Below are 21,726 nucleotides of genomic sequence, written 5' to 3' on the forward strand. Positions count from 1 at the left end.
TTTGCAACACTAAGATAAGTGAAAATTCTGACATGGCAAAATCCTGGGCAACTTTTTGTTGCTCAGGAACTTATAAATAAAGTTAAATTATAGTGTTGCGGAATTAAGGGAAGTATAGACATAATCTCTTCCCGTTCAAGTACCTTAAAACCTCCGTTCATAATAAGCGTTGCATCGGTAATGCTTTCAAGCATATCTTTAGTAACACCGAGCGATGAAATATCTGTAACGACACCGATTTCCTTCATCCACTTAAGTAAAGCATCCACACCTTCGACAGCGAGCTGTCTATCCGTTTTTCCTACTGCAGGTATATCCCAAACCACAGTAGCAAAACGAGTGAACTTCTTCAATCCATATGGGAGGACATGCCGGTAATAAGCAATGGAAACCCCGGATAAGGTCATGCCATGGGTTGCATCCGTATGTGCTCCGATAGCTTGGCCTATCATGTGTACCATCCAGTCCTGACTCTTACCTTTTCCGATAAGCGTGTTCAGTGCCCACGTTGAAGTCCACATGATATTGGAACGTGCCTCGTAATCTTGTGGATTATCGATTGCTACAAGACTACTGTGTATAAGCGAACGCATCAGACCTTCCGCCAGATAATCGGACGTGTTATCATCATTGCCCGAGAAATACTGCTCCATGATGTGGCTCATAATGTCAAATATTCCGGCTACCATCTGATTTTTCGGAACAGAGAATGTATAACGAGGGTTAAGGATAGAGAACTTAGGCATTACATTTTCTCCGAAAACTTTGCCTATTTTGAGCTTCGCCGCATGATTAGTAATGACCGAACCTCCGTTCATTTCTGAACCTGTACCAACCATTGTCAAAACAGAACCGACAGGGATGATACGCTGATTACTGTCAGGCTCCTCCTGATTAAGATAGAATTTTTTCCATGGATCTCCATCATACCATGCCGAAACACTTACCGCTTTGGCATAGTCGATTGTCGAACCTCCACCAACGGCCAAGATCAGATCTACGTTATGCTTTCGTGCTAATTTTGCCCCTTCATTAAGTTTATCCGTCGTGGGATTAGGCATAACACCCGGCAATTCTATCACTTCTTTTCCTATCGAATTCAGAACAGACATCACTTCCTCGTAAATGCCGTTTGTTTTAATAGAACCACCTCCATAAGTCAAAAGCACTTTCGGACCGTATTTTTTTAACTCTTCTCGCAGATTCTTTTGGACTTCATCCCCGAAATACAATTTCGTAGGATTTGAATATATGAAATTACCTAACATTGCTCTTTTATTTTAAATTACTACTAAAAAACGTATTAAGTTTCTCCACAGCCTGATCGACATATTCCATTTTGTCATACAAATCCACATGTGTTGCCCCTTCTAACTGGTAGAGTTCTTTCGGTTCGTTCGCTTTATTGTAAGCATCCTGACTGAAATAGATTGTGTCCGCCTTACTTCCGACTATAAAAAGTATAGGGCGGGGAGAAATGGTTTCTATTAAATCAAAAGCATTGAATGCTGCTAGCCTATCATTACATGTAAACAAAAATTTATTGTGTGAATTTGGATGCGAAGCACGTGGAGTACAATAATATTCATATGCTTCACGCTGGATGGTTGATGTTTTCTCGGTAATTTCTTCTTGAGAATTTGGAACATATCCTACATATAGAGGCGCTTCGCCTCTTGCTTCACGAGTACGCTGAAGAGCTACTTCACGAAGCATCTGTTTCTTTTCCTCATCAGTCCAACAACGTGCAAAACCATTGCGTTGGCTATCACCTACATCCCATGTACTAATACCTGCTACCGCTTTTATACGATATTCAGTCTGTGCCGCATTGATCGAATATCCTGCACCTGCACAAATACCCATCGCTCCAATGCGTTCTTCATCTATATATGGCAAAGTAACTAAATAGTCTATTGCACAACGGATATCTTCCACTCTTCTAGTCGGATCTTCCAAAAATCGTGGCAATCCTTCACTCTCTCCTTGATGAGAAGCATCAAAAGCCAAAGTGATAAAGCCCCTCTCAGATAACAGACGAGCATATAGCCCAGCTACTTGTTCTTTCACTCCGTTACCGGGATGTGTCACCACAATACCTGGATATTTCATTTCAGTATCGAATCCTTCGGGGAAATAAATTTCACCCGACATCTTCAATGTCTTGTTAGGAAAGAAAACTTTTTGTTTGGTACTCATATTTCTTTTTATTATAAAGTTTTTTATTTAAGATATTCACGGAAAAACAATTCTATCTTGTCGAAAGGTATCACCTTCAGATTATCGTACAAGTCAGTATGATTGGCACCAGGGATGATTAGCAATTCTTTGTTGTCGCCCTTCAGCTTTTGGAATGCATCTCTACTAAAGGCCTTTTCTCCGTGAATCATCAGAATAGCACTGCGTATCTCATTGCTATAAGTTAGGATAGGCATGTTAATGAATGACAGCGAAGAAGTCTTGTTCCATCCGTTGTTCGAATTGAGCGAACGCTTGTGGTAACCGCGCGAGGTCTTATAGTAGGCATAGTAGTCTTTCACGAATTGGGGTGCATCAGCAGGAAGAGGGTCCACCACACCGCCAGCACGTTCATAGAAACCATTACGATAATCGATCGTGCGCTGGGCGTTAAGTTGTTGGCGGAGTTCGTAACGCTGACCAGCATCCATCGAATCGAAATAACCATTAGCATTCACTCGACTCATATCGTACATCGTCGAAGTGACTGTCGCCTTGATACGCGTGTCGATAGCGGCAGCATTCAAAGCCATACCTCCCCAACCACAGATACCGAGGATACCAATACGTTCAGAATCCACGTCGTTGCGGGTTGACAAATAGTCCACCGCTGCGCAAAAGTCTTCCGTATTGATGTCGGGCGAAGCCACATATCGGGGCTGACCGCCGCTTTCGCCTGTAAACGAGGGGTCAAAAGCTATAGTCAGAAAGCCACGCTCGGCCAGCGTCTGTGCATACAGACCAGACGACTGCTCCTTGACTGCTCCAAACGGTCCGCTTACGGCAATGGCAGCCAACTTACCCGTAGCCTGTTTAGGCATGTAGAGGTCAGCCACAAGCGTAATGCCATAGCGGTTGTGAAAGGTCACTTTACTATGATTTACCTTGTCGCTCTTCGGAAAAGTCTTATCCCATTCTTTTGTTAGATCCAATTGTTCCATATCCTTGTAACTATAAGTGTTTTGTGCCAAACTTTCAATCAGGCCAAACAGGCAGAGGAAAGCAACTGTTAAGAAAGTTATTCGTTTCATAATCGATGTGATTTTAATGATTATTGCTTTTGTTTTCTTTTTACATCGCAAAATTACAGCATATTAAGTATAAACTTGGTAGATGGATTACAGATGATATAACCCCAATTACATAATCCCAGGGAAGAATGTGTAACATCTGTATTTGAGGTTATATTATCAGTAATTAAGGTTATGATAGGATCCTCATAATCCTCTATTTTTGTATAAAAAGAATTTCAATATGGACAAAATACTCAATTTAGATAATGTAAATCAGTATAACCAATTATATGGTCTTGAAACCCTGCACCCATTGGTAAGTGTGGTCAATCTAAATGAAGCGACACGCGGAGTAGATTTCATACGGGTGAATTACGGCTTGTATGCCCTATTCTTAAAATTGGAAAAGTCCTGTGACATCAAATACGGTCGACAGAAATACGACTACGAAGAAGGAACCATTGTATGTTTCGCTCCAGGACAAAAGGCTGAAACAACTTCAACGGTCACAACCGTTCGAACAAATGCTTATGGAATAATATTTCATCCTGACCTACTTCGCGGTACATCATTAAATAAAACGATAAAGAATTACACGTTTTTCTCATATGAGGTTAATGAAGCGTTACACGTATCGGAAGAGGAGAGGACAATTATATTGGATTGCTTGAATATTATCCGTAAAGAACTGGAACATAATATCGACAAGCACAGCAAAAAACTGATTGTAACTTATATTGAATTACTACTTGGATACTGCACAAGGTTCTACGAACGTCAGTTTTTCACACGTGGCAAAATCAACCGAGATGCACTAACCCGTTTCGAATATCTACTAAATGAATACTTCGAGGGGAATACAGCAGAACGTGATGGGCTTCCATCCGTGAAATACTTCGCTGACAAGTTATGTCTTTCTCCCAATTATTTCGGAGACATGCTCAAAAAAGAGACAGGTAAGAGTCCGCAGGAATATATTCAGGAGAAAGTCATCGAAATAGCGAAGGATAGAATGTCTGGTACTGAAGATACGGTAAGCCAGATTGCTTATTCTCTCGGATTTCAATATCCCCAACACCTCTGTCGCCTTTTCAAAAAGAGGGTCGGATGCACACCGAATGAATATCGGATACAGATAAATAGCTGAAAGAATATATGGAAGAAACATTAGATATAAAGAGTGTATGCGAATGTAACAGTCGTTTAGGGTGTAAGACATTGCACCCTCAGGCAAGTATCATCAATCTGGAACACCCTGATTTAGAACAAGAAAATGTAAAGTTTGAGTTTTATGCCGTGCTATTAATTGAGGAATGCGCAGATGGTTGTTGTGGTCGAAAATATTATGACTACTCAAATGCTACAATGGTATTTTTAACGCCTGGAGAGATTTTTCAAATGAGTAAAAACAACATCTTACCGGATAAAGGTTATTTACTAATATTTCACCCAGACTTACTCTTCCGGACTACCTTGAAAAATCATATCGAAAATTACACTTTCTTTCGTTATCGAAAGGAAGAAGCCTTACATCTGTCTAAACGTGAAACAGAAAAAATCACTTGTTGCCTTTGGAATATAGAAGAAGAACTGCATCATCCCATAGATGTACACAGCAGTACTATCCTTTCACGGCATATAGAATTATTATTGGACTATTGTACCCGTTATTACGAACGTCAGTTTATCACAAGAGAGGACAAGAACAAAATTATTTTGAAAAAAATGGAAAAGTTGCTTGACGATTATATTAATTCCGGAAAGTTATATAATGCTATTCTTCCTACTCCCGAGTATTGTGCAGAATATCTAGGGCTTTCCGTCTCTTACTTCAAAGATTTACTGAAGTTCGAGATTGGTAAGACATTGGAGGAATATTTCAAACTAAAACAATTTGAAATCGCTAAAACGATGTTGTTAAAATCAGATAATACCCCAACTGTTGTAGCACGACAATTGGGTTATCCAAACGTACAATATTTCAGTTTACTATTCAAGAAGATAACAGGAATAGCACCTAATGAGTACAAACACTTACAAAATGAGAATTGATAAAAGAAATCTTCATTAATGGTTAAGAAATACATTTGAATCCCTGTTTCTTGGATTGAATCTGACATCAACTGCCGGCATTCTTTGTTAAAGGATAAAACTTATACGACGAATAAAATAAAAATACTTAATAATCATCAATCGACCGTTTATATCCATGGACTTTTTGGATTCGATAAGATTATAAAATAACAGGTTAAACACATAGCTATGAAACGATTATTCCTGATTTTATTATATTTTGTTATGATATATGTTGCAGCATATGGAAGTAATGAGAATACGATTGTATTCGGACAACACGAACAAGTTACAGGAGAAGATTATAATGAAAAAGAAAAAATAAATATGGAAAACAATATTATCAAACTAACGATAAATGGTCGTTCGTTTACAGTCACCTTAGTAAAGAATTCATCAACAGATGCATTGAAAGAAAAACTTACAAAAGGAAATATCAGTATACGAATGAACGATTATGGAAATATGGAGAAAGTCGGTTTATTAGGATTCTCACTGCCAAGAAACGACAGACATACTACAACCAGTCCCGGTGATCTGATTCTTTATCAGGGCAACTCGCTGGTCATTTATTACGATACAAATACATGGAAATTTACTCGGCTGGGACATGTGGACGGTGTATCCACCCGAGAGAAGATGCTGGAGTTATTGGGAGGAATGGGAGAAATAACCCTCACTCTTTCATTAAATAAAATTCAAGATGAGAAATAAGATGAGAACGATAATATACATATGACAATACACTATACTTACTGCATCCTGCAAAGACCGCCTCGGGAAAGCCACGTGACAGTCTGTTGCTACCTCTTACAATTCTCCTATGATACGATGGTATTTCATCAGAGTTTCTGGTCAAGCCTTATTTGTCCTAACGTGAAATAATCATGTCTGAAAACAAAATGGATAAAAAAAGAAAATAATGTTTTTTACGATTATTTTGTCAGTCTTTCTACTGTGCGGTTTAGGTGTTGGTTATTTCCTTATAAGCCCGTCATTTGGCCAAAATCCTTCAGGCGAACGGCTGGAAAAGATTCGCAAGTCTCCAAACTATCGGAACGGGATGTTTTATAATCAGGAGCCCACTCCGGTGATGGCTGATGGAAAAAACCGCTTGCAGGCTTTGTGGGAGTTTGTTTTTACAGACCGGAAAGATCCCCGACCAGAAATAGCCATACCCATCGTACAGTTCGATTACCGTCTGCTACCAGATACAGGGAATCTGATGGTTTGGTTCGGCCATTCTTCTTATCTGCTTCAGGTTGGTGGTCAATGGATTCTTGTTGATCCTGTATTCCATGCCGCTGCTCCTGTCTTGTTTCTCAACCGTCCGTTTGCAGGGACAGATATCTTCAATACAAATAATATTCCGGATATTGACTTACTGCTTATCACACAATCATTGGGATCATCTTGATTATCGAACAATTACAGAATTGCGTGAAAAAGTTGACAAAGTAGTTTGTTCGCTTGGTGTTGGGACCCATTTCGAGCGTTGGGGCTATTGTGCAGAGCAGTTAGTAGAGTTGGATTGGGAAGAGCATATTCCTTATGACAGTTTAGTTATCCATTCTCTTCCAGCCCGTCATTTTTCGGGTCGCGGACTTGTGTTGAATAAAACTTTATGGAGCTCTTTTCTAATTGAGTCACCTTCTCTGACCTTGTATTTGGGCAGTGATGGCGGATATGGCTCTCATTTCAAGCGAATCGGGCGTCGATTCTCAACAATTGATTGGGCGATTCTTGAAAACGGTCAATACAGCAAGGATTGGAGATTTATCCATATCATGCCAGAACAGCTTACACAAGTTGTGTCAGACCTGAATGCTCGTCATGTAGTTACTGTGCATCACTCCAAAGACATCCGTGGAACGAGCCTCTGAAAACTGCTTCACGCCTCCAAAAAGAAACAAAGATAGATGTCTCCATGCCGGTTATCGGAGAGCTTTTGTCACTTGATATTAATCAACCATAAAATGGTGTTGAAATTATGATAGATACTATAATTAATGAAAATAACCTTTGTCTAAGCCTCATAACTTTGTCTATGAATCGACCATCAAAAGTATCACAATATAAAAACATTTGATATGTGTGTCTGAAGGCAATTATCTTTATGAGTCCAATATAAAAATATTGTAACAGGATTGTTTACTTGATATCACGGTTGACTAGTGGATTATTCACTCATTTGGCGTAAATCGGTAATCATTTAGGATTTGAGCGTATCAAGCGGCAAACTGTTGATGCAAGCATCTATCTATAACCGACACTATCATAGAGAAAATAAATACTCAAAAAAACAGGAAAATTATATTCGAGAAACAATGAATAAACTTTTGCGATATGGAAGGACTGATAAAATTGGATAGTATTGACAGATACAACAAGCTTTACGGATTGGAAACATTGCATCCCATGGTGGCAGTTGTCGACTTGTCAAAGGCAACCGTATGGCCCGAACACTTCAAAATCAATTATGGAGTGTATGCTCTGTTTCTGAAAGAAACGAAATGTGGTGATATTACATATGGCAGACAGCCATACGATTACAAAGAAGGAACCATTGTATGTTTCACTCCGGGACAGGTAGCAGAAACAGAAATGTTAAAAAATGTCAGGCCAACAGCACATGGTATTCTATTTCATCCTGATTTTATCAGGGGAACAATGTTGGGACAGGAAATAAAGAAGTATTCATTCTTTTCATACGAAACCCGTGAAGCACTCCATTTGTCCGATACTGAACGAGAAACCATTATGGATTGTTTCCGTAAAATCGAGGTCGAACTGGAACATAATATTGACAAGCATAGCAGACGGCTGATTACAGCCAATATCGGATTGCTACTTGATTATTGTATGCGCTTTTACGAACGTCAGTTTACAACACGGGAGGCATCCAATAAGGATGTGATTGTCCGATTTGAACGTCTGCTTGATGAATATTTTGACAGCAAAGCTCCACAAGAAAACGGACTGCCAAATGTGAAATACTTTGCAGACAAGGTATTCCTTTCGCCGAATTATTTCGGTGACATGATCAGTAAGCAGACAGGCAAGACTGTTACAGAATATATTCAGGATAAACTGATAGGTCGAGCAAAAGAATTACTTCTTTCCACCTCCAAACCTATGAGCGAGATAGCATACAGTCTCGGATTCCAGTATCCACAACACATGAGCCGCATGTTCAAACGTATAGTGGGAATTACCCCGAATGAATTCAGAGCTCAAGGAGCATGATTTTTATCCATATGTTATGGAAATATTTGTAATATTTTAGATTCCAATTATACTCCAAATTTAAATAAAAGTCAGTTATCCCTTCCATCAAAGATAAATCCAAATCCTGATTTGCCAGCCGCATTTATTCCTTTTTTCAGGAGAATTTTCTTTATGGCTTACGCCATGAAAATTCACCTGAAAAAGAATGCGGCGGCAAACGGATTAGAATTAAAGGAAAGATTACAGGGATTAACTGCGACCGACGTGACGCATAGCCGTGAATCAAAGGCGGCTATCCTTATATTCTATATATGGCCTCACAAATACTGTGAAAACCCACCTTCCCAAATAACAAAACATAGCCAGCCTATCAACTCCCAAAATAAGACAGGGATTTCAGCTCCCTCCGATCTGCATAGTCAGGTGGCTTCGCTATGTTTTTATTCCAACTCTTCCTATTTCTTTTCATCCTTTTTTCTGCTGTTTCTACGTTCTTTCCTATCTCCGATATGACATCTGATGACACCTGATGACATCTAATGTCATCTATTTATAAATCAGTCGTTTACTCAATTTATCGTCTTACATTTGGACTGTGAAACAAATCAAGTAATCACTCAAAACAAAAGATTATGACACAAGAAAACAGTCCTGACAAGGAAAAAAGGCAAGGCCGGACAAAGAAACCGGAAAAGCCTTATGTGGAACAAATTGACGAGCTTCTGCTGGTACATAACAAGAATGACCCCAAGGAGGGTTTGGGAGTGGTCAGCAAGGCAGACGAGAAAGGCAATTATCAGACGGTTGCACCGGAGGAGAAGAATGAGAACTCATTCCTGAAATTCGACAAGAATTCGAGTATTCTCGAAAACTTTATCAAGAATTTTTGGAGCCAGCTGAAGGAGCCTACGCATTTCAGACTTATCCGTATGACCTTCAATGATTACAAGCAGAACAAACAGGCTCTCAAGGATTTGGCCGAAGGTAAGAATACAGACGCGGTAAAGGAATTTCTGAAACGCTATGAAATCGTACCGAAGGCAAACAATCAGAAAAACAGTCAAACAAAAGAGGAGGAAACAACAATGGCAAAGAAGCAGGAACAGACAACGCAGGCTCAGCCTGAACAGGTATCACAGGTGGAAGCTGCCGCACAGGGGCGCGAACAGCAGGAACCGCAACGCCAGCAGACACCCACGTACCGCTACAACGAGAATATGATTAACTGGGAGGAACTGGGTAAGTTCGGCATATCCAAGGAAATGCTGGAGCAGTCCGGACAGCTGGACGGCATGCTGAAAGGATACAAGACCAACAGGACAATGCCGCTGACACTCAACATTCCTGGGGTACTGACTGCCAAGCTGGACGCACGCCTTTCATTCATATCCAACGGCGGGCAGGTCATGCTGGGCATCCACGGTATCAGAAAGGAACCGGAACTGGACCGTCCTTATTTCGGACATATCTTCACGGAAGAGGACAAGAAGAACCTGCGTGAAAGTGGAAACATGGGACGCGTGGCTGACCTTAACCTGCGTGGTAACACAACTGAGCCGTGTTTGATTTCCATCGACAAGAATACCAACGAACTGGTAGCCGTACGACAGGAGCATGTCTATATCCCGAATGAAATCAAAGGGGTAACCCTGACTCCGGATGAAATTCAGAAACTGAAAAACGGAGAACAGATATTCGTAGAGGGAATGAAATCCAATCAGGGTAAAGAGTTTAATGCCAATCTGCAATACAGTGCAGAAAGAAGAGGCATCGAATTTATCTTCCCGAAAGACCAGGCCTTCAATCAGCAGACGCTCGGTGGTGTACCGCTTTCCCCCATGCAGCTCAAAGCGTTGAATGAAGGACATACCATCCTTGTAGAGGATATGAAGCGAAAGAACGGCGAACTGTTTTCCTCCTTCGTTACCATGGATAAGGTAACAGGCGGGCTCCAATATACACGCCACAATCCGGAAACGGGAGAAATCTACATACCGAAGGAAATCTGTTCGGTACAGCTCACACCGGAAGATAAAGAAGCTTTACGCAAAGGGCAGCCCATCTATCTTGAGAACATGATCAACCGTAAAGGTGAGGAATTCTCGTCATTCGTCAAGCTGGACCTGGCAAGTGGAAGACCACAGTATTCCAGAACTCCGGACGGTTTCAACGAACGACAGGCACCTACCATCCCGGCTGAGGTTTACGGACACCTGCTTTCGGCACAGGAAAGAGCAAATCTTCAGGACGGAAAGGCCATCCTTGTAACGGGTATGAAAGGTCCCAACGGCAAACCGTTTGATTCCTATCTGAAAGTAAACGCAAACACCGGACAGCTGCAATATTTCCAGGAAAATCCGGATGTGCGCCGCAATACCTCACAGCGTGCTTCACAGACTGACAATACCCAGCAGCAGGAACAGAAGAAGGGAGCAAAACAGGCTGTCTGACCTGAACGGGATTCAAATCATTCAAATCATCAATTACTAAAAAAGGAAAGAACATGAACAAGACCAATCATCATATCTACAAGGCTGAACAAATCGACTGGGAGAAACTGGAATCGGTAGGTATCAGCAGATCGCAAATTGAAAAGGACGGAAACATGGACCTGCTCCTTCAGGGAGAGGAAACCAATGTCATGTCCATTAAAATCAAGACTCCTGTATTTTCACTTACAATGGATGCCACACTCAGTCTGATTGAAGACGAGAATGGAAATCCGGTCATCAGCATAAACGGTATCAACCCTTCAGGTGAATAAATAAGAATCCATAATGTATCATCTCTCTTTCCATACGGACTTACCGTATGGAAAGATATAAAAAACAGAATTTATCATGATTGCCATATTAACAGACAAACCAAGTGTAGGAAAAGAAATCGGAAGAATCATCGGTGCAACCAGAGTAAGAAACGGATATGTGGAAGGAAACGGCTACATGGTTACGTGGACTTTCGGGAACATGCTGTCACTGGCCATGCCGAAGGACTACGGAACCCAGAAGCTGGAACGGAATGACTTTCCTTTCATCCCGTCCGAATTTGAGCTGATGGTACGTCATACACGCACCGAGAACGGATGGATACCGGACATTGATGCCGTGCTCCAGCTTAAAGTAATCGAGAGAGTGTTTCAGGCATGTGACACCATCATTGCGGCTACCGATGCCAGCCGTGACGGGGAAATGACATTCCGCTATGTATATCAATACCTGAACTGTACACAGCCCTGTTTCCGTCTGTGGATTTCATCTCTTACCGACGAGTCTGTGCGTAAAGGCATGGAAAACCTGAAGCCGGACAGTTGCTACAACAGCCTGTTCCTTGCTGCCGACAGCCGCAACAAGGCGGACTGGATTCTCGGAATCAACGCCAGCTATGCCATGTGCAAGGCGACGGGCCTCGGCAACAATTCCCTTGGACGGGTGCAGACACCGGTACTGGCTGCCATCAGCAGACGCTACCGTGAAAGGGAAAACCATATTTCATCGGACAGCTGGCCCATCTACATCAGCCTGCAAAAGGACGGCATCCTCTTCAAGATGCGCCGCACACAGGATCTTCCCGACAAAGAATCCGCAACAATGTTTTTCCAGGACTGCAAACTGGCACATCAGGCACAGATCACAGGTATCAGTCACAGCGTTAAGGAAATACTTCCACCGGATCTGCTTGACCTGACACAACTTCAGAAGGAAGCGAACATCCGCTATGGTTATACCGCATCAGAGGTGTATGACATCGCACAGTCCCTTTATGAAAAGAAACTGATTTCCTACCCAAGGACTTCCAGCCGTTATCTGACGGAGGATGTGTTTGACTCGCTTTCACCAATCATGGCGCGTCTGCTATCATGGGAGCTGTTCCCTGCCGCTAAAGGAACTGGAGGTATTGACATATCCAGTTTGTCCCGCCACGTAATAAGTGCAGAAAAAGCCAATGTACATCATGCCATCATCATTACAGGTATCCGTCCCGGAAATATGTCCGAAAAGGAAATGCAGGTTTACAGACTTGTAGCCGGAAGGATGCTCGAAGCATTCATGGCTCCATGCCGCATAGAAACGACAAATGTTGAAGCGGTCTGTGCCGCACAGCATTTCAAGGTTGAACAAACAAGAATCATTGAAGCCGGCTGGCATGATGTGTTCATGTGTTCCGACATGATCCCGACATCGGGGTATTCCGTCAAAGAACTCCCAAAAATGGAGAAAGGTGATACCCTGAATGTATGCGGATGCAACATGGTACACAAGAAACAGCTGCCGGTAAATCCGTTCACGGATGCAGAACTGGTGGAATACATGGAACAGAACGGACTGGGTACGGTATCCTCACGTACCAATATTATCCGCACACTGGTTAACCGTAAGTATATCCGTTATTCAGGGAAATATATCGTTCCGACCCCGAAAGGCATGTTCACCTACGAAACCATCCGTGGAAAGAAAATTGCGGATACTTCACTCACCGCAGACTGGGAAAAACAGCTGGCCGGACTTGAAAGCGGAATGATAACCAGACAGGACTTCCTGAACAAGATCAGGACTCTCGCCAAGGAAATGACTGATGACATTTTCAACACCTATTCCACAAAAGAAGAATAACATCTATACCTAATCAACCAAGAGAATGCAGGCCGGAAGGTCTGCATTTTTTGTATCCGTACAGAAAAGATTCTGTTTTTCCGCTTTTAAGCGGCAAAGGTCTTGGATTGCCTGCCTTTTGCCGCAAGGCTGCCCTAAAGGGCTTGGCTGGACAGGAAAAAATCATCCTCGCTACGCTCCGGTATTTTTTCCTGCCAGGCCTTGCGCAAAAAGGCAATCCAAGAGGCCGGAGGCCTATAAAATCGGGAAAACACATCCCGATGGGATTATTCATTCATAAAATTAAGGATTATGAAACTACAGATTATCAGAAAGATTGGCAGACATGCAACAGCGATATTCCTGATTACCGGAATATGTCTGCTGACAAGCAAAGGGATTGTCCCCACCGGGATGATTACGCTGCTGTTGCTTGCAGGAGGATTCTTCGGTTTCCTGTTCAGGATACTGGTCATTATTTTCAAGATTCTTATTCTTCTGTTCATTGTAGGATTATTTGTCGCATAACCCAAAATATAAATATACATATATGGAAACAGTTGCTATAACTTCACAAGCTCCTGTCATGCCGACTGCATGGCCACAAGGCGAACATATCAGACCGGTTAAAAGACGTCTGCCCAATACAGTTGATGAACCTAAAAACATCGGCTACTATCTGGAATCGCTACGTGATATTTCCAGCAATCCGGACAGAGAGAATATTCTGAAAGAATTCTTCAAGGAAACTTATGTATAACCATAAAATTTTTCAATTATGTTTTTTCAATCAATTTATCAGATGATTACAGCAGGTACGGATCTGAATATCAATATCCGTAAAGTGGATAACAGCCTGAGTGTGGCAGTCATGCCAAGGCGGAACAGCCTGAAAGAGGATACACGGCAAAACATGGTGCCATTGGTCGTGAACGGAACACCGGCAGAACTGGATATGGGCTTCCTGCAGACCATACTCCAACCGATACAGAAGGTACAGGGACTGCTTGTCAATGCGGAAAATTTCGAGAAACAGGCAGAAAAGGCTACATCACAGGCCAAATCATCCAAAACTCCAACAGTACCGGCTGAATCAAAGGAAGCCAGGGAAAAACGTGAAAAGATGGAAAAGCTCCTCAAGAAGGCTGATGATGCAACTGCCGCAAAAAGGTTCTCCGAAGCAATGACATGGCTGAAACAGGCACGGGTGCTGGCTCCTTCAGAAAAACAGAAGGAGATTGACGAAAAGATGCAGGAAGTACAGAAACAGGCCAGCGAAGGAAGTCTGTTCGGTATGGCAGAGGAACCGGAGCCGGTAATTCCCCAACCACAAGGCAATATGAACGGTCAGTCACAGCCCGGTATGCAAACAAGCATATTCCCAGAGCAGCAGACCCATACTATGAATCCTGAACCTGTCATGCAGTCTGCTCCACAACAGATTCCACAGGGAATGCCTCAACCGGTATATGGAACGAACGGAGCATATATCCAACCTGTTCCAAACCGCCCCGTAATGCAAGGAACAGGTATGCCACAAGGAGCTACAATGCAGCCCTATCCGCAGCAGCCGGCTTACCAGCCTGAGACGGTTCCTTATCCACAACAACAGGTGCGGCAGCCGACAAACGACCATATACCGAACGGAACAGCACAGGTACAGAACGGAAACGGACGGGAATACCAGACTGCACCGGCAGCCCATGATACATTCTGCTTCGATCCGGAAGACGAGAATGACAGGGAACTTCTAAGAGAGGACCCGTATGCGGAATATCCGGATTTTCCGGCTGAGTACCGTATGAAGGACGAGGCACAGGTAGAAATGGTATACTGCTGATTATAAAAATAAATGATTTGTAAAACCAATAAACAATAAACAATATGGCACTGGAAATTAAAGGAATGAAAAGAGTATTCAAGATGAAGAAGAACAGTCAGGAAATCGTACTGGATGATCCGAACGTAAACATGTCTCCGGCTGAAGTAATGGATTTCTATTCAATGAACTATCCGGAACTGACCACCGCGACCGTACACGGACCGGAAATCGAAGACGACCGGGCAGTATATGAATTCAAGACAACCATCGGAGTGAAAGGGTAAGGACATGAAAAAAGGACAACATAAAAATAAAAAACCATGTACACAACTTACGGAACGGGCTTTGGAAAATTTAGCCAGACTTATCATATCGGAACTCGAAAATACGGACATAAGCCGGGGCATCAGGAGCAGAAAGAAAAGAAAACTCCCTCCCGCAGAAAGCCTCATGGTTTTCTGAACACGAGAATACCTTCCATCGCTCCCGACCTGTATGTGGAGAATGACAGGGATGTAACGGTAAATGTCACCACCAAAGAGAATCTTGATTTCCTGTACCGTTCAGCCATGAAGTATGCGCAGCTCCTGGATGTGGAGCTGCCATACCATCCTACAGGCAGGACTTCCATAAGAGAAAAAATATGCCTGCTATACAATGCGCTGGATTCCATAGTATCTCATCATGTAAATCTGGAACTTGTCGGTGACAGGCTCCAGTTCTGTATCTATCATTTCCATGAATGGCCTGATTACACCCTATTCCTGATACCGATAGATTTTACGGAAAGACTGAAAGGTGGAATCAAAAGGATCACACTGGAGTTCATCAGACGGTTCATCAAGTATCACAGGATGATGGATATAACCGATACCCCTTATTTTGAGATGTCGGAAGTCTGTATCGATTATATGGACTTTGAACAGCTCGATGAGGAAGAGAAAAAGGATTTGTACAGAAAGGAAAAGCTTTTCAGGTCATATGAGAAAGGGAAAATCCACAGGAAACTGTGCCGGATGCACTCCAGGGCTTTCTGTAGGAATCTGGAAGAGCATATCCGCAACTGTAATCCTTCCAGCGACAAAGAAAGAAGACTTATGGAACTGATTACCGAAGGGCTGTCCCTAATTGCAAAAGACAGTCCTCATATCTTGAATTATGATTATGACTATGCAAGTGAAAAGGAAAGGGATTTCGAACCGCCACCGCTCGAATATCAGATTCTGCTTACCTATTCCATTACGGATACGGTTACCAAAGACATGGAAAGCTGTTTCAGTACTGACTGTCAGGAAACATATAACCAGACTCCCGTATCATTTACCTTCATCACACCGGAAACTGAAAAACTGTTCAGACCAGAGAATTATCCGGAACGGTTCTCAAAATGGTTTGAGAAATTTGTAGAACATGTTACCTATAATTTATAAACATCATGAATGAACTGACCCAAAACATACAGAAAATGATGGTGCCGAAAGCTGCTATCATAGCCTACAAATATGAAGACAGAAGAAATTCTGACACCAGGTACTTCATAGAATTGCGTCCCATCGGGAAAAGCGGACAGATGGGGGCAGGTATCCCCGTCACATACGAATTCATGAATACCCTGCTAGAATCCTATACGGAGGAAATGAGCGGGATACCGGCAGGCAGAGTCCCCGAAAACATGCTGGCCTGCAATCCAAGAAAAGGACAGGAAGAATATATCTGGTACAATCCGCCCGGAAAAAGACAGATGTTCTTTCACAAGGATCTCAATATACAGGACGGCATGTTCAATCTGCCGGGAATTGTCTACCATGTAAAAAACGGAAGCATGGACGTATTCGCCTTCAAGGGAAAACGTCCGGTGGAGACGACTCCGCTGTTCCGTGCCCCGTTCTTCAACGTGACCGGATCAAGTGTCTGCCTTGGCAGCAGTTCTTTGGAAAAGCCACAAAACCCGACTTTCCTTTCCTTGCTGGAATACTGGGAAAAACGGTTCTGGCTGACTGAATTCTCCCATCTGGGAGGAAATATGAATCCTACAGTTTCAAATCTTGTCATCGTCACCGAGAACATAAGAAACAATCCGTTCGACATGAACGAACTCAAGCCCATGAATAAAAAACTTAAAGACATACTTCCATGAAAAAGATACATTTTACCGACCGCTACCTGCTCAATCCACGTCATCCGGTAACGGTATTCGTCATCGGAGCCGGAGGTACCGGCTCACAAGTGATAACCAATCTGGCACGCATGAGCATGGCACTTCAGGCATTAGGTCATCCGGGACTGCATGTCACCGTATTCGATCCCGATACGGTAAGCCAGGCCAATATAGGACGCCAGCTTTTCAGTGAGACGGAACTGGGACTGAACAAAGCCGTATCACTAGTCACACGCATCAACCGTTTCTTCGGATACGCATGGGCTGCCGAACCGCAATGTTTTCCTACCAGGAATTTTTCTGAAGACAGCACAGCAAATATCATCATAACCTGTACGGACAATATACGTTCACGTCTTACGCTTTGGAAGTTCCTGAAGAAAGTCCGCAAAGAAAACTTCAGTGACCATTCGGCTCCCATATACTGGATGGATTTCGGGAACAGCCAGACAAAAGGACAGGTCATCATCGGGACGGTACGTGAGAAAGTTCTCCAACCTTCTTCACAGGAATATATTCCCATGCCTAAAATGAATGTCATCACCGAGGAAGTGGACTATGCTAAAATCAAGGAAAAGGAATCAGGACCAAGCTGTTCTCTGGCGGAAGCTCTGGAAAAACAGGATTTGTTCATTAACTCCACACTAGCACATATCGGATGTGACCTGCTCTGGAGAATGTTCAAGGAAGGAAAGACACTGTATCGCGGTGTCTATGTCAATCTGGAGACATTGAAAGTGACCGCAATCCCGGTATAATGCATAAGTGACCGTATGTATCATCTTTCCATCAGAATACGGTCACTTAGTCTATTTGCTATTTATTATTTACTACGTTCTTACCACGCTGAAGCAGGAAACTCTGTATCTCTGAGGCAAGATAGAATGATTTCCCGTTCTTTTCCACCGAGTAATATTTAATCTTGCCCTCTTGCCTGTAACGTGCCAGAGTTCTTTGTGACACACCAAGGAGTTCTGCCAGATCCACATTATCAAGAAGTTTATCCCCGTTCATACATTCTTTCAGACGGTTCATCTGGTCCAGTTTCTTTTCAATGCGGGCAAATCCCTCTACCATTGTTCCTATAAGTCTTTCGAGTATCTCATTATCTATATATGACATAATTACAATGTTATTAAGTGAATAAATCGATACTCTTTTCGTGCGCACTCTAAGAGTATATACTCATAATAGTGAGAATAACATGCCAAACAGATAAAGAAAATAAAAGCATTTTGTATACGTCTGTTAATCAGATATATAAATTAGCATCTTGATTTTCTGCTGTAAACCGAAAGTGTAAACTATGTAATACCGAATTGAAAAGCAGTTAACAAATCCTTTCCTAAGACTTTACAAGAATATAAATATAAAGGAATTATCCCATACTATCAACGCATTGGTGAAAAAAATATTATATAGACTGATTTTAAGTTTTTTTGAGACAAATAGATAAAACTATTGAATTGTCATCCTCCCTCATATCATCTAACTCCATATGTAAATATCCATATAGAATGACGGAAGATATCTTTTAACGATTATTCATCAATATATCATGTATTTTATTGATAATATCCATTTTAAACTTAGAAAAAGGACGATTAAGATATCTATCTGGCAAGATTTCTATTCCAAATAATATTCGAAAAATATCTTCTTTGCTTAATTGAGTATTTTCCAATACATGACTAACTAATTCATCAATATAATTCCCTGGATTAGCAATTGCTAAATCTATCAAATCCTTCAACTCCAATTCAGCATGAGCATTATATACTTCCTTAATTCGAAAAAATTCAAGAGTATTTTCTACACGATCCTTATCTAATCCTGTTGCTGTTACATTACACTCAACTCCATAATGTTCCTTCCCAGCTTTATCACTTCCTATACAATGATATGTAAACTCAAATCCAGCTTCTTTATCTATATAGGGATGAATATGCTTAGCTAAGCTCATTTCCTTTTTATTTTTAATTATTGAGTTACAAAAACTACATGAAGGTATCAAGTTATAAAATGATAAAGCTAAATCTGGATAATGAGTCTGTGCAAACCAATGATCGAATTCCGGTCTTATTAGAGGTTCATTTTTAGCATTACGAATAGTTAGAGTATATTGTCGATTACAATAAGTACAAGTATTGGTATTAAGTAACTCTGCTATATAATAACTAAATTCTGAATTATCACTAATCTGATAATCATAATTAAAAAAATGTTTTATTGTTTGAATCTCATCACTAGTAATAGCAGCATATTCAGGATGAGAATTATTATCTAACAAATATTCTTCCCATTCTTCTTGTATAAATTCTTTATTTTCCACATTTAGAATGTATGTAAATAACCTTGAATGTAAATCTAACAATTCATGAGGCATGGCTATAAGATATTTATTAAACTCAGAATATGTTAAATAAGCGAAAGCACGAGTATGACGAAGTTGCTTGGGAACATTTTTCTTATGTGAAGTTTTATCAAAAGAATAAGAAGTCTGCTTCCAGAATTCTTTTGCATAACATTGTGCTTTTAATGAATCAGGCTTGAGTATCCACATAATTTTTCCATTTATTATATTGTTCTTCTAGAGTATATTTTACAATCGGTTCCTGCACCATTTCTATATATTGTTGAATAGACTGCATTTCATTAATTCCTTCATTAAATATCACATCAATATTCTGTTCTCTTAACATCATTTGCATTTCTATCGGTAAAAGTTTTATTATCCTATAATTACTATCTTTAAAATATTGTAGCTTATTTTTTCTCTCCAATACAGATGGCTCTTTATTAATTTCTTTAAGTTGAATAATCAAATTGTAGAAATTTAATTTATTAATTATTCCTTTGATTAAATTTTGAGCATACTCTCCCATGCTACCATTGTATAAGAAAAAGCTATGTTTAAGCATACTATGTATATTAGCTCCAAAGGTATACATGTCATTTATCAATCTCGGGTACCCATCTTTCCCCAAAAATAATACGTTTTCTCTAGGTATATCAGAAAGAATAAAAGGAGAATGAGTAACTAACATAATCTGTATACTACGCAAATTCTGAAATTTCATTTGCTTAAGTCCATCGAGCAAGTTAGCTATAAAGGTACGTTGCATTTCAGGATGAAAATATAATTCAACTTCATCGAAAATAATATTAACATGTTTATATTGGATCGTGGAAACAATGACATCTTGCTTATCATAAATATTAATTATATTTTTCTTTTCCCGTCTGATTCGTCGTCCAAAATTACTAACAGAATCTAAATTTGCCAGATGGTAATAAAATGAACTAAGTACATAAGTAATTTGTTTCTCACCAGAGCTAAGATTTCGAAATTGTATTGGATATTTTTTCTTTGTATCATTCATATCAAACAATTTAAAATCCAAATGAAAAATAGGTGGTGGTAGCAACTCATCAATATTATATGGTTTATAAAAGCATGTATTATTTCTGTTATTCACTATGTCTTCAATAACTTTACTAAATTCTTTTACAGATAAATATTTTTGTTGATTAATATGGTTATACTTTAGATAATATATTGAGCGAAATAATTTTCTCGTTATATGAGAATGGTCATGCAATATATCAAGAATCATATTATGAAGTGTTTCACGTATTTCTTCAGAAAAATCTTTTTCTATATTCAATAATATAAGTCGAACACTAAAATACCGTGGATACGTTAAAATTATTTTCAATATTTTCCGAACAATATAATTCCATACCAAAATAGAATGATTACGCTTTTCATCCGTTATTTGCATCTCATATTTTATAGTGATAACAATAAAATCATATATATGGCGAAAAAGTTCTAAACTAGTATTGGGTAAGTAGCTCCATAAGCTATCTATATTTTTATATTTAGCTTCCTCAATATAATCTTTACTTAAATAGATTCCATCTACTCGTAATTTGCCATTAATTCGATGAAAAAGAGGTTCGTTACTATCTGGTCTCTTCATGAAAATTAATGACAATAGGCGTTCCTTTGCTAATTTATATTCTTTTTGTAGGTCTATATGACCAATTTCACGCATTGGAGTTATAACTATAGGTACTTGATATCCATCATTCTTATGAAATAAACCTTGTAGCCAACTCTGTGCATCATTTATCGCATTTGCATTATTGTTCTTTTTGCATTCTTTTTTTATATCTTCCAATAAATCTATCTTATAACCATTTCGTTTCCCTTCCCTACGTATTTTTGCCTCTTTCTTAAAGGAAGTCATTTCATCTAAATAATTTAAAGAGTTAAAAGAGTAAAGTGAATAGTTATTGACAATAGTGTAACAAAAATTGCGTAAAACTTCTATTTTTTCATTTTTACCTTCAGCTATTTCACCTCTTTTCAATGTCTCATCAATATTGATAGGTGCCTCTACCTTTTCAAATCGAGATGTATCAAAATTAAAATTGTATCTTATAGCACTAATCTTTTCATTTTCACATCGTATACATAAAATATAATCCCTTAATTCCGCAACACTATAATTTAACTTTATTTATAAGTTCCTGAGCAACAAAAAGTTGCCCAGGATTTTGCCATGTCAGAATTTTCACTTATCTTAGTGTTGCAAA

General features: G+C 40.3%; 22 protein-coding genes. 16 read left to right on the forward strand and 6 right to left on the reverse strand.

Annotation, left to right across the window (positions count from 1 at the left end; translation table 11 throughout):
- Positions 1 to 62 precede the first annotated feature (62 nt).
- Genes MUN53_RS16260 through MUN53_RS16270 form a run of 3 tightly spaced genes read right to left on the reverse strand, consistent with a single transcriptional unit; the run spans position 63 to position 3,269 of the window.
- The gene (locus MUN53_RS16260; RefSeq protein ID WP_243326471.1) at positions 63 to 1,268 is read right to left on the reverse strand and encodes an iron-containing alcohol dehydrogenase; all 1,206 of its coding nucleotides are present in this window, start codon (positions 1,266 to 1,268) and stop codon (positions 63 to 65) included.
- Between the two features lie 7 nt (positions 1,269 to 1,275).
- Positions 1,276 to 2,199, reverse strand: a complete 924-nt coding sequence (locus MUN53_RS16265) for an alpha/beta hydrolase (RefSeq protein ID WP_243326472.1) — start codon at positions 2,197 to 2,199, stop codon at positions 1,276 to 1,278.
- A gap of 23 nt (positions 2,200 to 2,222) precedes the next feature.
- Entirely contained in the window at positions 2,223 to 3,269 is a 1,047-nt protein-coding gene (locus tag MUN53_RS16270) for an alpha/beta hydrolase (RefSeq protein ID WP_243326473.1), read from the reverse strand.
- Between the two features lie 223 nt (positions 3,270 to 3,492).
- Here MUN53_RS16270 and MUN53_RS16275 point away from each other — a divergent pair, with 223 nt between their 5' ends.
- From MUN53_RS16275 to MUN53_RS16345, 16 genes are all read left to right on the forward strand, one after another.
- Positions 3,493 to 4,398, forward strand: a complete 906-nt coding sequence (locus MUN53_RS16275) for a helix-turn-helix domain-containing protein (protein ID WP_243326474.1) — start codon at positions 3,493 to 3,495, stop codon at positions 4,396 to 4,398.
- 8 nt (positions 4,399 to 4,406) lie between these two features.
- Positions 4,407 to 5,303 carry a helix-turn-helix domain-containing protein gene (locus MUN53_RS16280; protein ID WP_243326475.1) on the forward strand — a complete coding sequence of 299 codons (897 nt, stop codon included), beginning with the start codon at positions 4,407 to 4,409 and terminating at the stop codon, positions 5,301 to 5,303.
- Positions 5,304 to 5,513: 210 nt separating this feature from the next.
- A complete protein-coding gene (locus MUN53_RS16285; RefSeq protein ID WP_243326476.1) occupies positions 5,514 to 6,038 on the forward strand; it encodes a cyclophilin-like fold protein in 525 nt (174 codons plus the stop codon).
- A 208-nt stretch (positions 6,039 to 6,246) separates the two neighbouring features.
- Entirely contained in the window at positions 6,247 to 6,741 is a 495-nt protein-coding gene (locus tag MUN53_RS18350) for an MBL fold metallo-hydrolase (RefSeq protein WP_317236358.1), read from the forward strand.
- Positions 6,742 to 6,760: 19 nt separating this feature from the next.
- A complete protein-coding gene (locus tag MUN53_RS18355; protein ID WP_317236359.1) occupies positions 6,761 to 7,207 on the forward strand; it encodes an MBL fold metallo-hydrolase in 447 nt (148 codons plus the stop codon).
- A 463-nt stretch (positions 7,208 to 7,670) separates the two neighbouring features.
- Positions 7,671 to 8,570: a helix-turn-helix domain-containing protein gene (locus MUN53_RS16295; protein ID WP_243326477.1), complete on the forward strand. Its 900-nt coding sequence runs from the start codon at positions 7,671 to 7,673 to the stop codon at positions 8,568 to 8,570.
- A gap of 614 nt (positions 8,571 to 9,184) precedes the next feature.
- The gene (locus MUN53_RS16300) at positions 9,185 to 11,002 is read left to right on the forward strand and encodes a DUF3945 domain-containing protein (protein WP_243326478.1); all 1,818 of its coding nucleotides are present in this window, start codon (positions 9,185 to 9,187) and stop codon (positions 11,000 to 11,002) included.
- Between the two features lie 53 nt (positions 11,003 to 11,055).
- Positions 11,056 to 11,316 carry a DUF4099 domain-containing protein gene (locus MUN53_RS16305; protein WP_004326355.1) on the forward strand — a complete coding sequence of 87 codons (261 nt, stop codon included), beginning with the start codon at positions 11,056 to 11,058 and terminating at the stop codon, positions 11,314 to 11,316.
- A 76-nt stretch (positions 11,317 to 11,392) separates the two neighbouring features.
- Complete coding sequence (locus MUN53_RS16310) at positions 11,393 to 13,162, forward strand: DNA topoisomerase (protein WP_243326479.1); 1,770 nt, start codon at positions 11,393 to 11,395, stop codon at positions 13,160 to 13,162.
- A 291-nt stretch (positions 13,163 to 13,453) separates the two neighbouring features.
- Positions 13,454 to 13,669, forward strand: a complete 216-nt coding sequence (locus MUN53_RS16315; protein WP_004326363.1) for a hypothetical protein — start codon at positions 13,454 to 13,456, stop codon at positions 13,667 to 13,669.
- 22 nt (positions 13,670 to 13,691) lie between these two features.
- Entirely contained in the window at positions 13,692 to 13,901 is a 210-nt protein-coding gene (locus tag MUN53_RS16320) for a hypothetical protein (RefSeq protein ID WP_004326364.1), read from the forward strand.
- Positions 13,902 to 13,919: 18 nt separating this feature from the next.
- Positions 13,920 to 14,981 (forward strand): PRTRC system protein E, encoded by a 1,062-nt coding sequence (locus MUN53_RS16325; protein WP_243326480.1) that lies wholly within the window; start codon positions 13,920 to 13,922, stop codon positions 14,979 to 14,981.
- Positions 14,982 to 15,025: 44 nt separating this feature from the next.
- Positions 15,026 to 15,247, forward strand: a complete 222-nt coding sequence (locus MUN53_RS16330) for a PRTRC system protein C (RefSeq protein ID WP_004326366.1) — start codon at positions 15,026 to 15,028, stop codon at positions 15,245 to 15,247.
- Positions 15,248 to 15,283: 36 nt separating this feature from the next.
- Positions 15,284 to 16,393 carry a peptidase gene (locus tag MUN53_RS16335; RefSeq protein ID WP_243326481.1) on the forward strand — a complete coding sequence of 370 codons (1,110 nt, stop codon included), beginning with the start codon at positions 15,284 to 15,286 and terminating at the stop codon, positions 16,391 to 16,393.
- Positions 16,394 to 16,398: 5 nt separating this feature from the next.
- The gene (locus MUN53_RS16340; protein ID WP_243326482.1) at positions 16,399 to 17,100 is read left to right on the forward strand and encodes a prokaryotic E2 ligase family D protein; all 702 of its coding nucleotides are present in this window, start codon (positions 16,399 to 16,401) and stop codon (positions 17,098 to 17,100) included.
- Entirely contained in the window at positions 17,097 to 17,879 is a 783-nt protein-coding gene (locus tag MUN53_RS16345; RefSeq protein WP_243326483.1) for a PRTRC system ThiF family protein, read from the forward strand. The genes MUN53_RS16340 and MUN53_RS16345 overlap by 4 nt, the downstream gene beginning before the upstream one ends.
- Before the next feature lie 58 nt (positions 17,880 to 17,937).
- Here MUN53_RS16345 and MUN53_RS16350 read toward each other — a convergent pair whose 3' ends face one another.
- From MUN53_RS16350 to MUN53_RS16360, 3 genes are all read right to left on the reverse strand, one after another.
- Complete coding sequence (locus tag MUN53_RS16350; protein ID WP_004326370.1) at positions 17,938 to 18,243, reverse strand: helix-turn-helix domain-containing protein; 306 nt, start codon at positions 18,241 to 18,243, stop codon at positions 17,938 to 17,940.
- Between the two features lie 412 nt (positions 18,244 to 18,655).
- Positions 18,656 to 19,684, reverse strand: coding sequence for a hypothetical protein (locus MUN53_RS16355; protein ID WP_243326484.1), 1,029 nt, complete (start codon positions 19,682 to 19,684; stop codon positions 18,656 to 18,658).
- Positions 19,665 to 21,500: an AAA family ATPase gene (locus tag MUN53_RS16360; RefSeq protein ID WP_243326485.1), complete on the reverse strand. Its 1,836-nt coding sequence runs from the start codon at positions 21,498 to 21,500 to the stop codon at positions 19,665 to 19,667. Before MUN53_RS16360 ends, MUN53_RS16355 begins: the two co-directional genes overlap by 20 nt.
- Positions 21,501 to 21,726: the final 226 nt, after the last annotated feature.

The organism is Parabacteroides faecalis, from assembly GCF_022809355.1.
Classification (GTDB): domain Bacteria; phylum Bacteroidota; class Bacteroidia; order Bacteroidales; family Tannerellaceae; genus Parabacteroides; species Parabacteroides faecalis.

Excerpts from the sequence above, each read along its gene's own strand:
- MUN53_RS16300 (WP_243326478.1), top strand. The coding sequence starts at position 9,185 with ATGACACAAGAAAACAGTCCTGACAAGGAAAAAAGGCAAGGCCGGACA.
- MUN53_RS16315 (WP_004326363.1), top strand. The coding sequence starts at position 13,454 with ATGAAACTACAGATTATCAGAAAGATTGGCAGACATGCAACAGCGATA.
- MUN53_RS16260 (WP_243326471.1), bottom strand. The coding sequence starts at position 1,268 with ATGTTAGGTAATTTCATATATTCAAATCCTACGAAATTGTATTTCGGG.
- MUN53_RS16355 (WP_243326484.1), bottom strand. The coding sequence starts at position 19,684 with ATGTGGATACTCAAGCCTGATTCATTAAAAGCACAATGTTATGCAAAA.
- MUN53_RS16285 (WP_243326476.1), top strand. The coding sequence starts at position 5,514 with ATGAAACGATTATTCCTGATTTTATTATATTTTGTTATGATATATGTT.
- MUN53_RS18350 (WP_317236358.1), top strand. The coding sequence starts at position 6,247 with ATGTTTTTTACGATTATTTTGTCAGTCTTTCTACTGTGCGGTTTAGGT.
- MUN53_RS16330 (WP_004326366.1), top strand. The coding sequence starts at position 15,026 with ATGGCACTGGAAATTAAAGGAATGAAAAGAGTATTCAAGATGAAGAAG.
- MUN53_RS16265 (WP_243326472.1), bottom strand. The coding sequence starts at position 2,199 with ATGAGTACCAAACAAAAAGTTTTCTTTCCTAACAAGACATTGAAGATG.
- MUN53_RS16295 (WP_243326477.1), top strand. The coding sequence starts at position 7,671 with ATGGAAGGACTGATAAAATTGGATAGTATTGACAGATACAACAAGCTT.
- MUN53_RS16325 (WP_243326480.1), top strand. The coding sequence starts at position 13,920 with ATGTTTTTTCAATCAATTTATCAGATGATTACAGCAGGTACGGATCTG.
- MUN53_RS16345 (WP_243326483.1), top strand. The coding sequence starts at position 17,097 with ATGAAAAAGATACATTTTACCGACCGCTACCTGCTCAATCCACGTCAT.
- MUN53_RS16350 (WP_004326370.1), bottom strand. The coding sequence starts at position 18,243 with ATGTCATATATAGATAATGAGATACTCGAAAGACTTATAGGAACAATG.
- MUN53_RS16335 (WP_243326481.1), top strand. The coding sequence starts at position 15,284 with ATGTACACAACTTACGGAACGGGCTTTGGAAAATTTAGCCAGACTTAT.
- MUN53_RS16305 (WP_004326355.1), top strand. The coding sequence starts at position 11,056 with ATGAACAAGACCAATCATCATATCTACAAGGCTGAACAAATCGACTGG.
- MUN53_RS16280 (WP_243326475.1), top strand. The coding sequence starts at position 4,407 with ATGGAAGAAACATTAGATATAAAGAGTGTATGCGAATGTAACAGTCGT.
- MUN53_RS16320 (WP_004326364.1), top strand. The coding sequence starts at position 13,692 with ATGGAAACAGTTGCTATAACTTCACAAGCTCCTGTCATGCCGACTGCA.
- MUN53_RS16310 (WP_243326479.1), top strand. The coding sequence starts at position 11,393 with ATGATTGCCATATTAACAGACAAACCAAGTGTAGGAAAAGAAATCGGA.
- MUN53_RS16270 (WP_243326473.1), bottom strand. The coding sequence starts at position 3,269 with ATGAAACGAATAACTTTCTTAACAGTTGCTTTCCTCTGCCTGTTTGGC.
- MUN53_RS16340 (WP_243326482.1), top strand. The coding sequence starts at position 16,399 with ATGAATGAACTGACCCAAAACATACAGAAAATGATGGTGCCGAAAGCT.
- MUN53_RS16275 (WP_243326474.1), top strand. The coding sequence starts at position 3,493 with ATGGACAAAATACTCAATTTAGATAATGTAAATCAGTATAACCAATTA.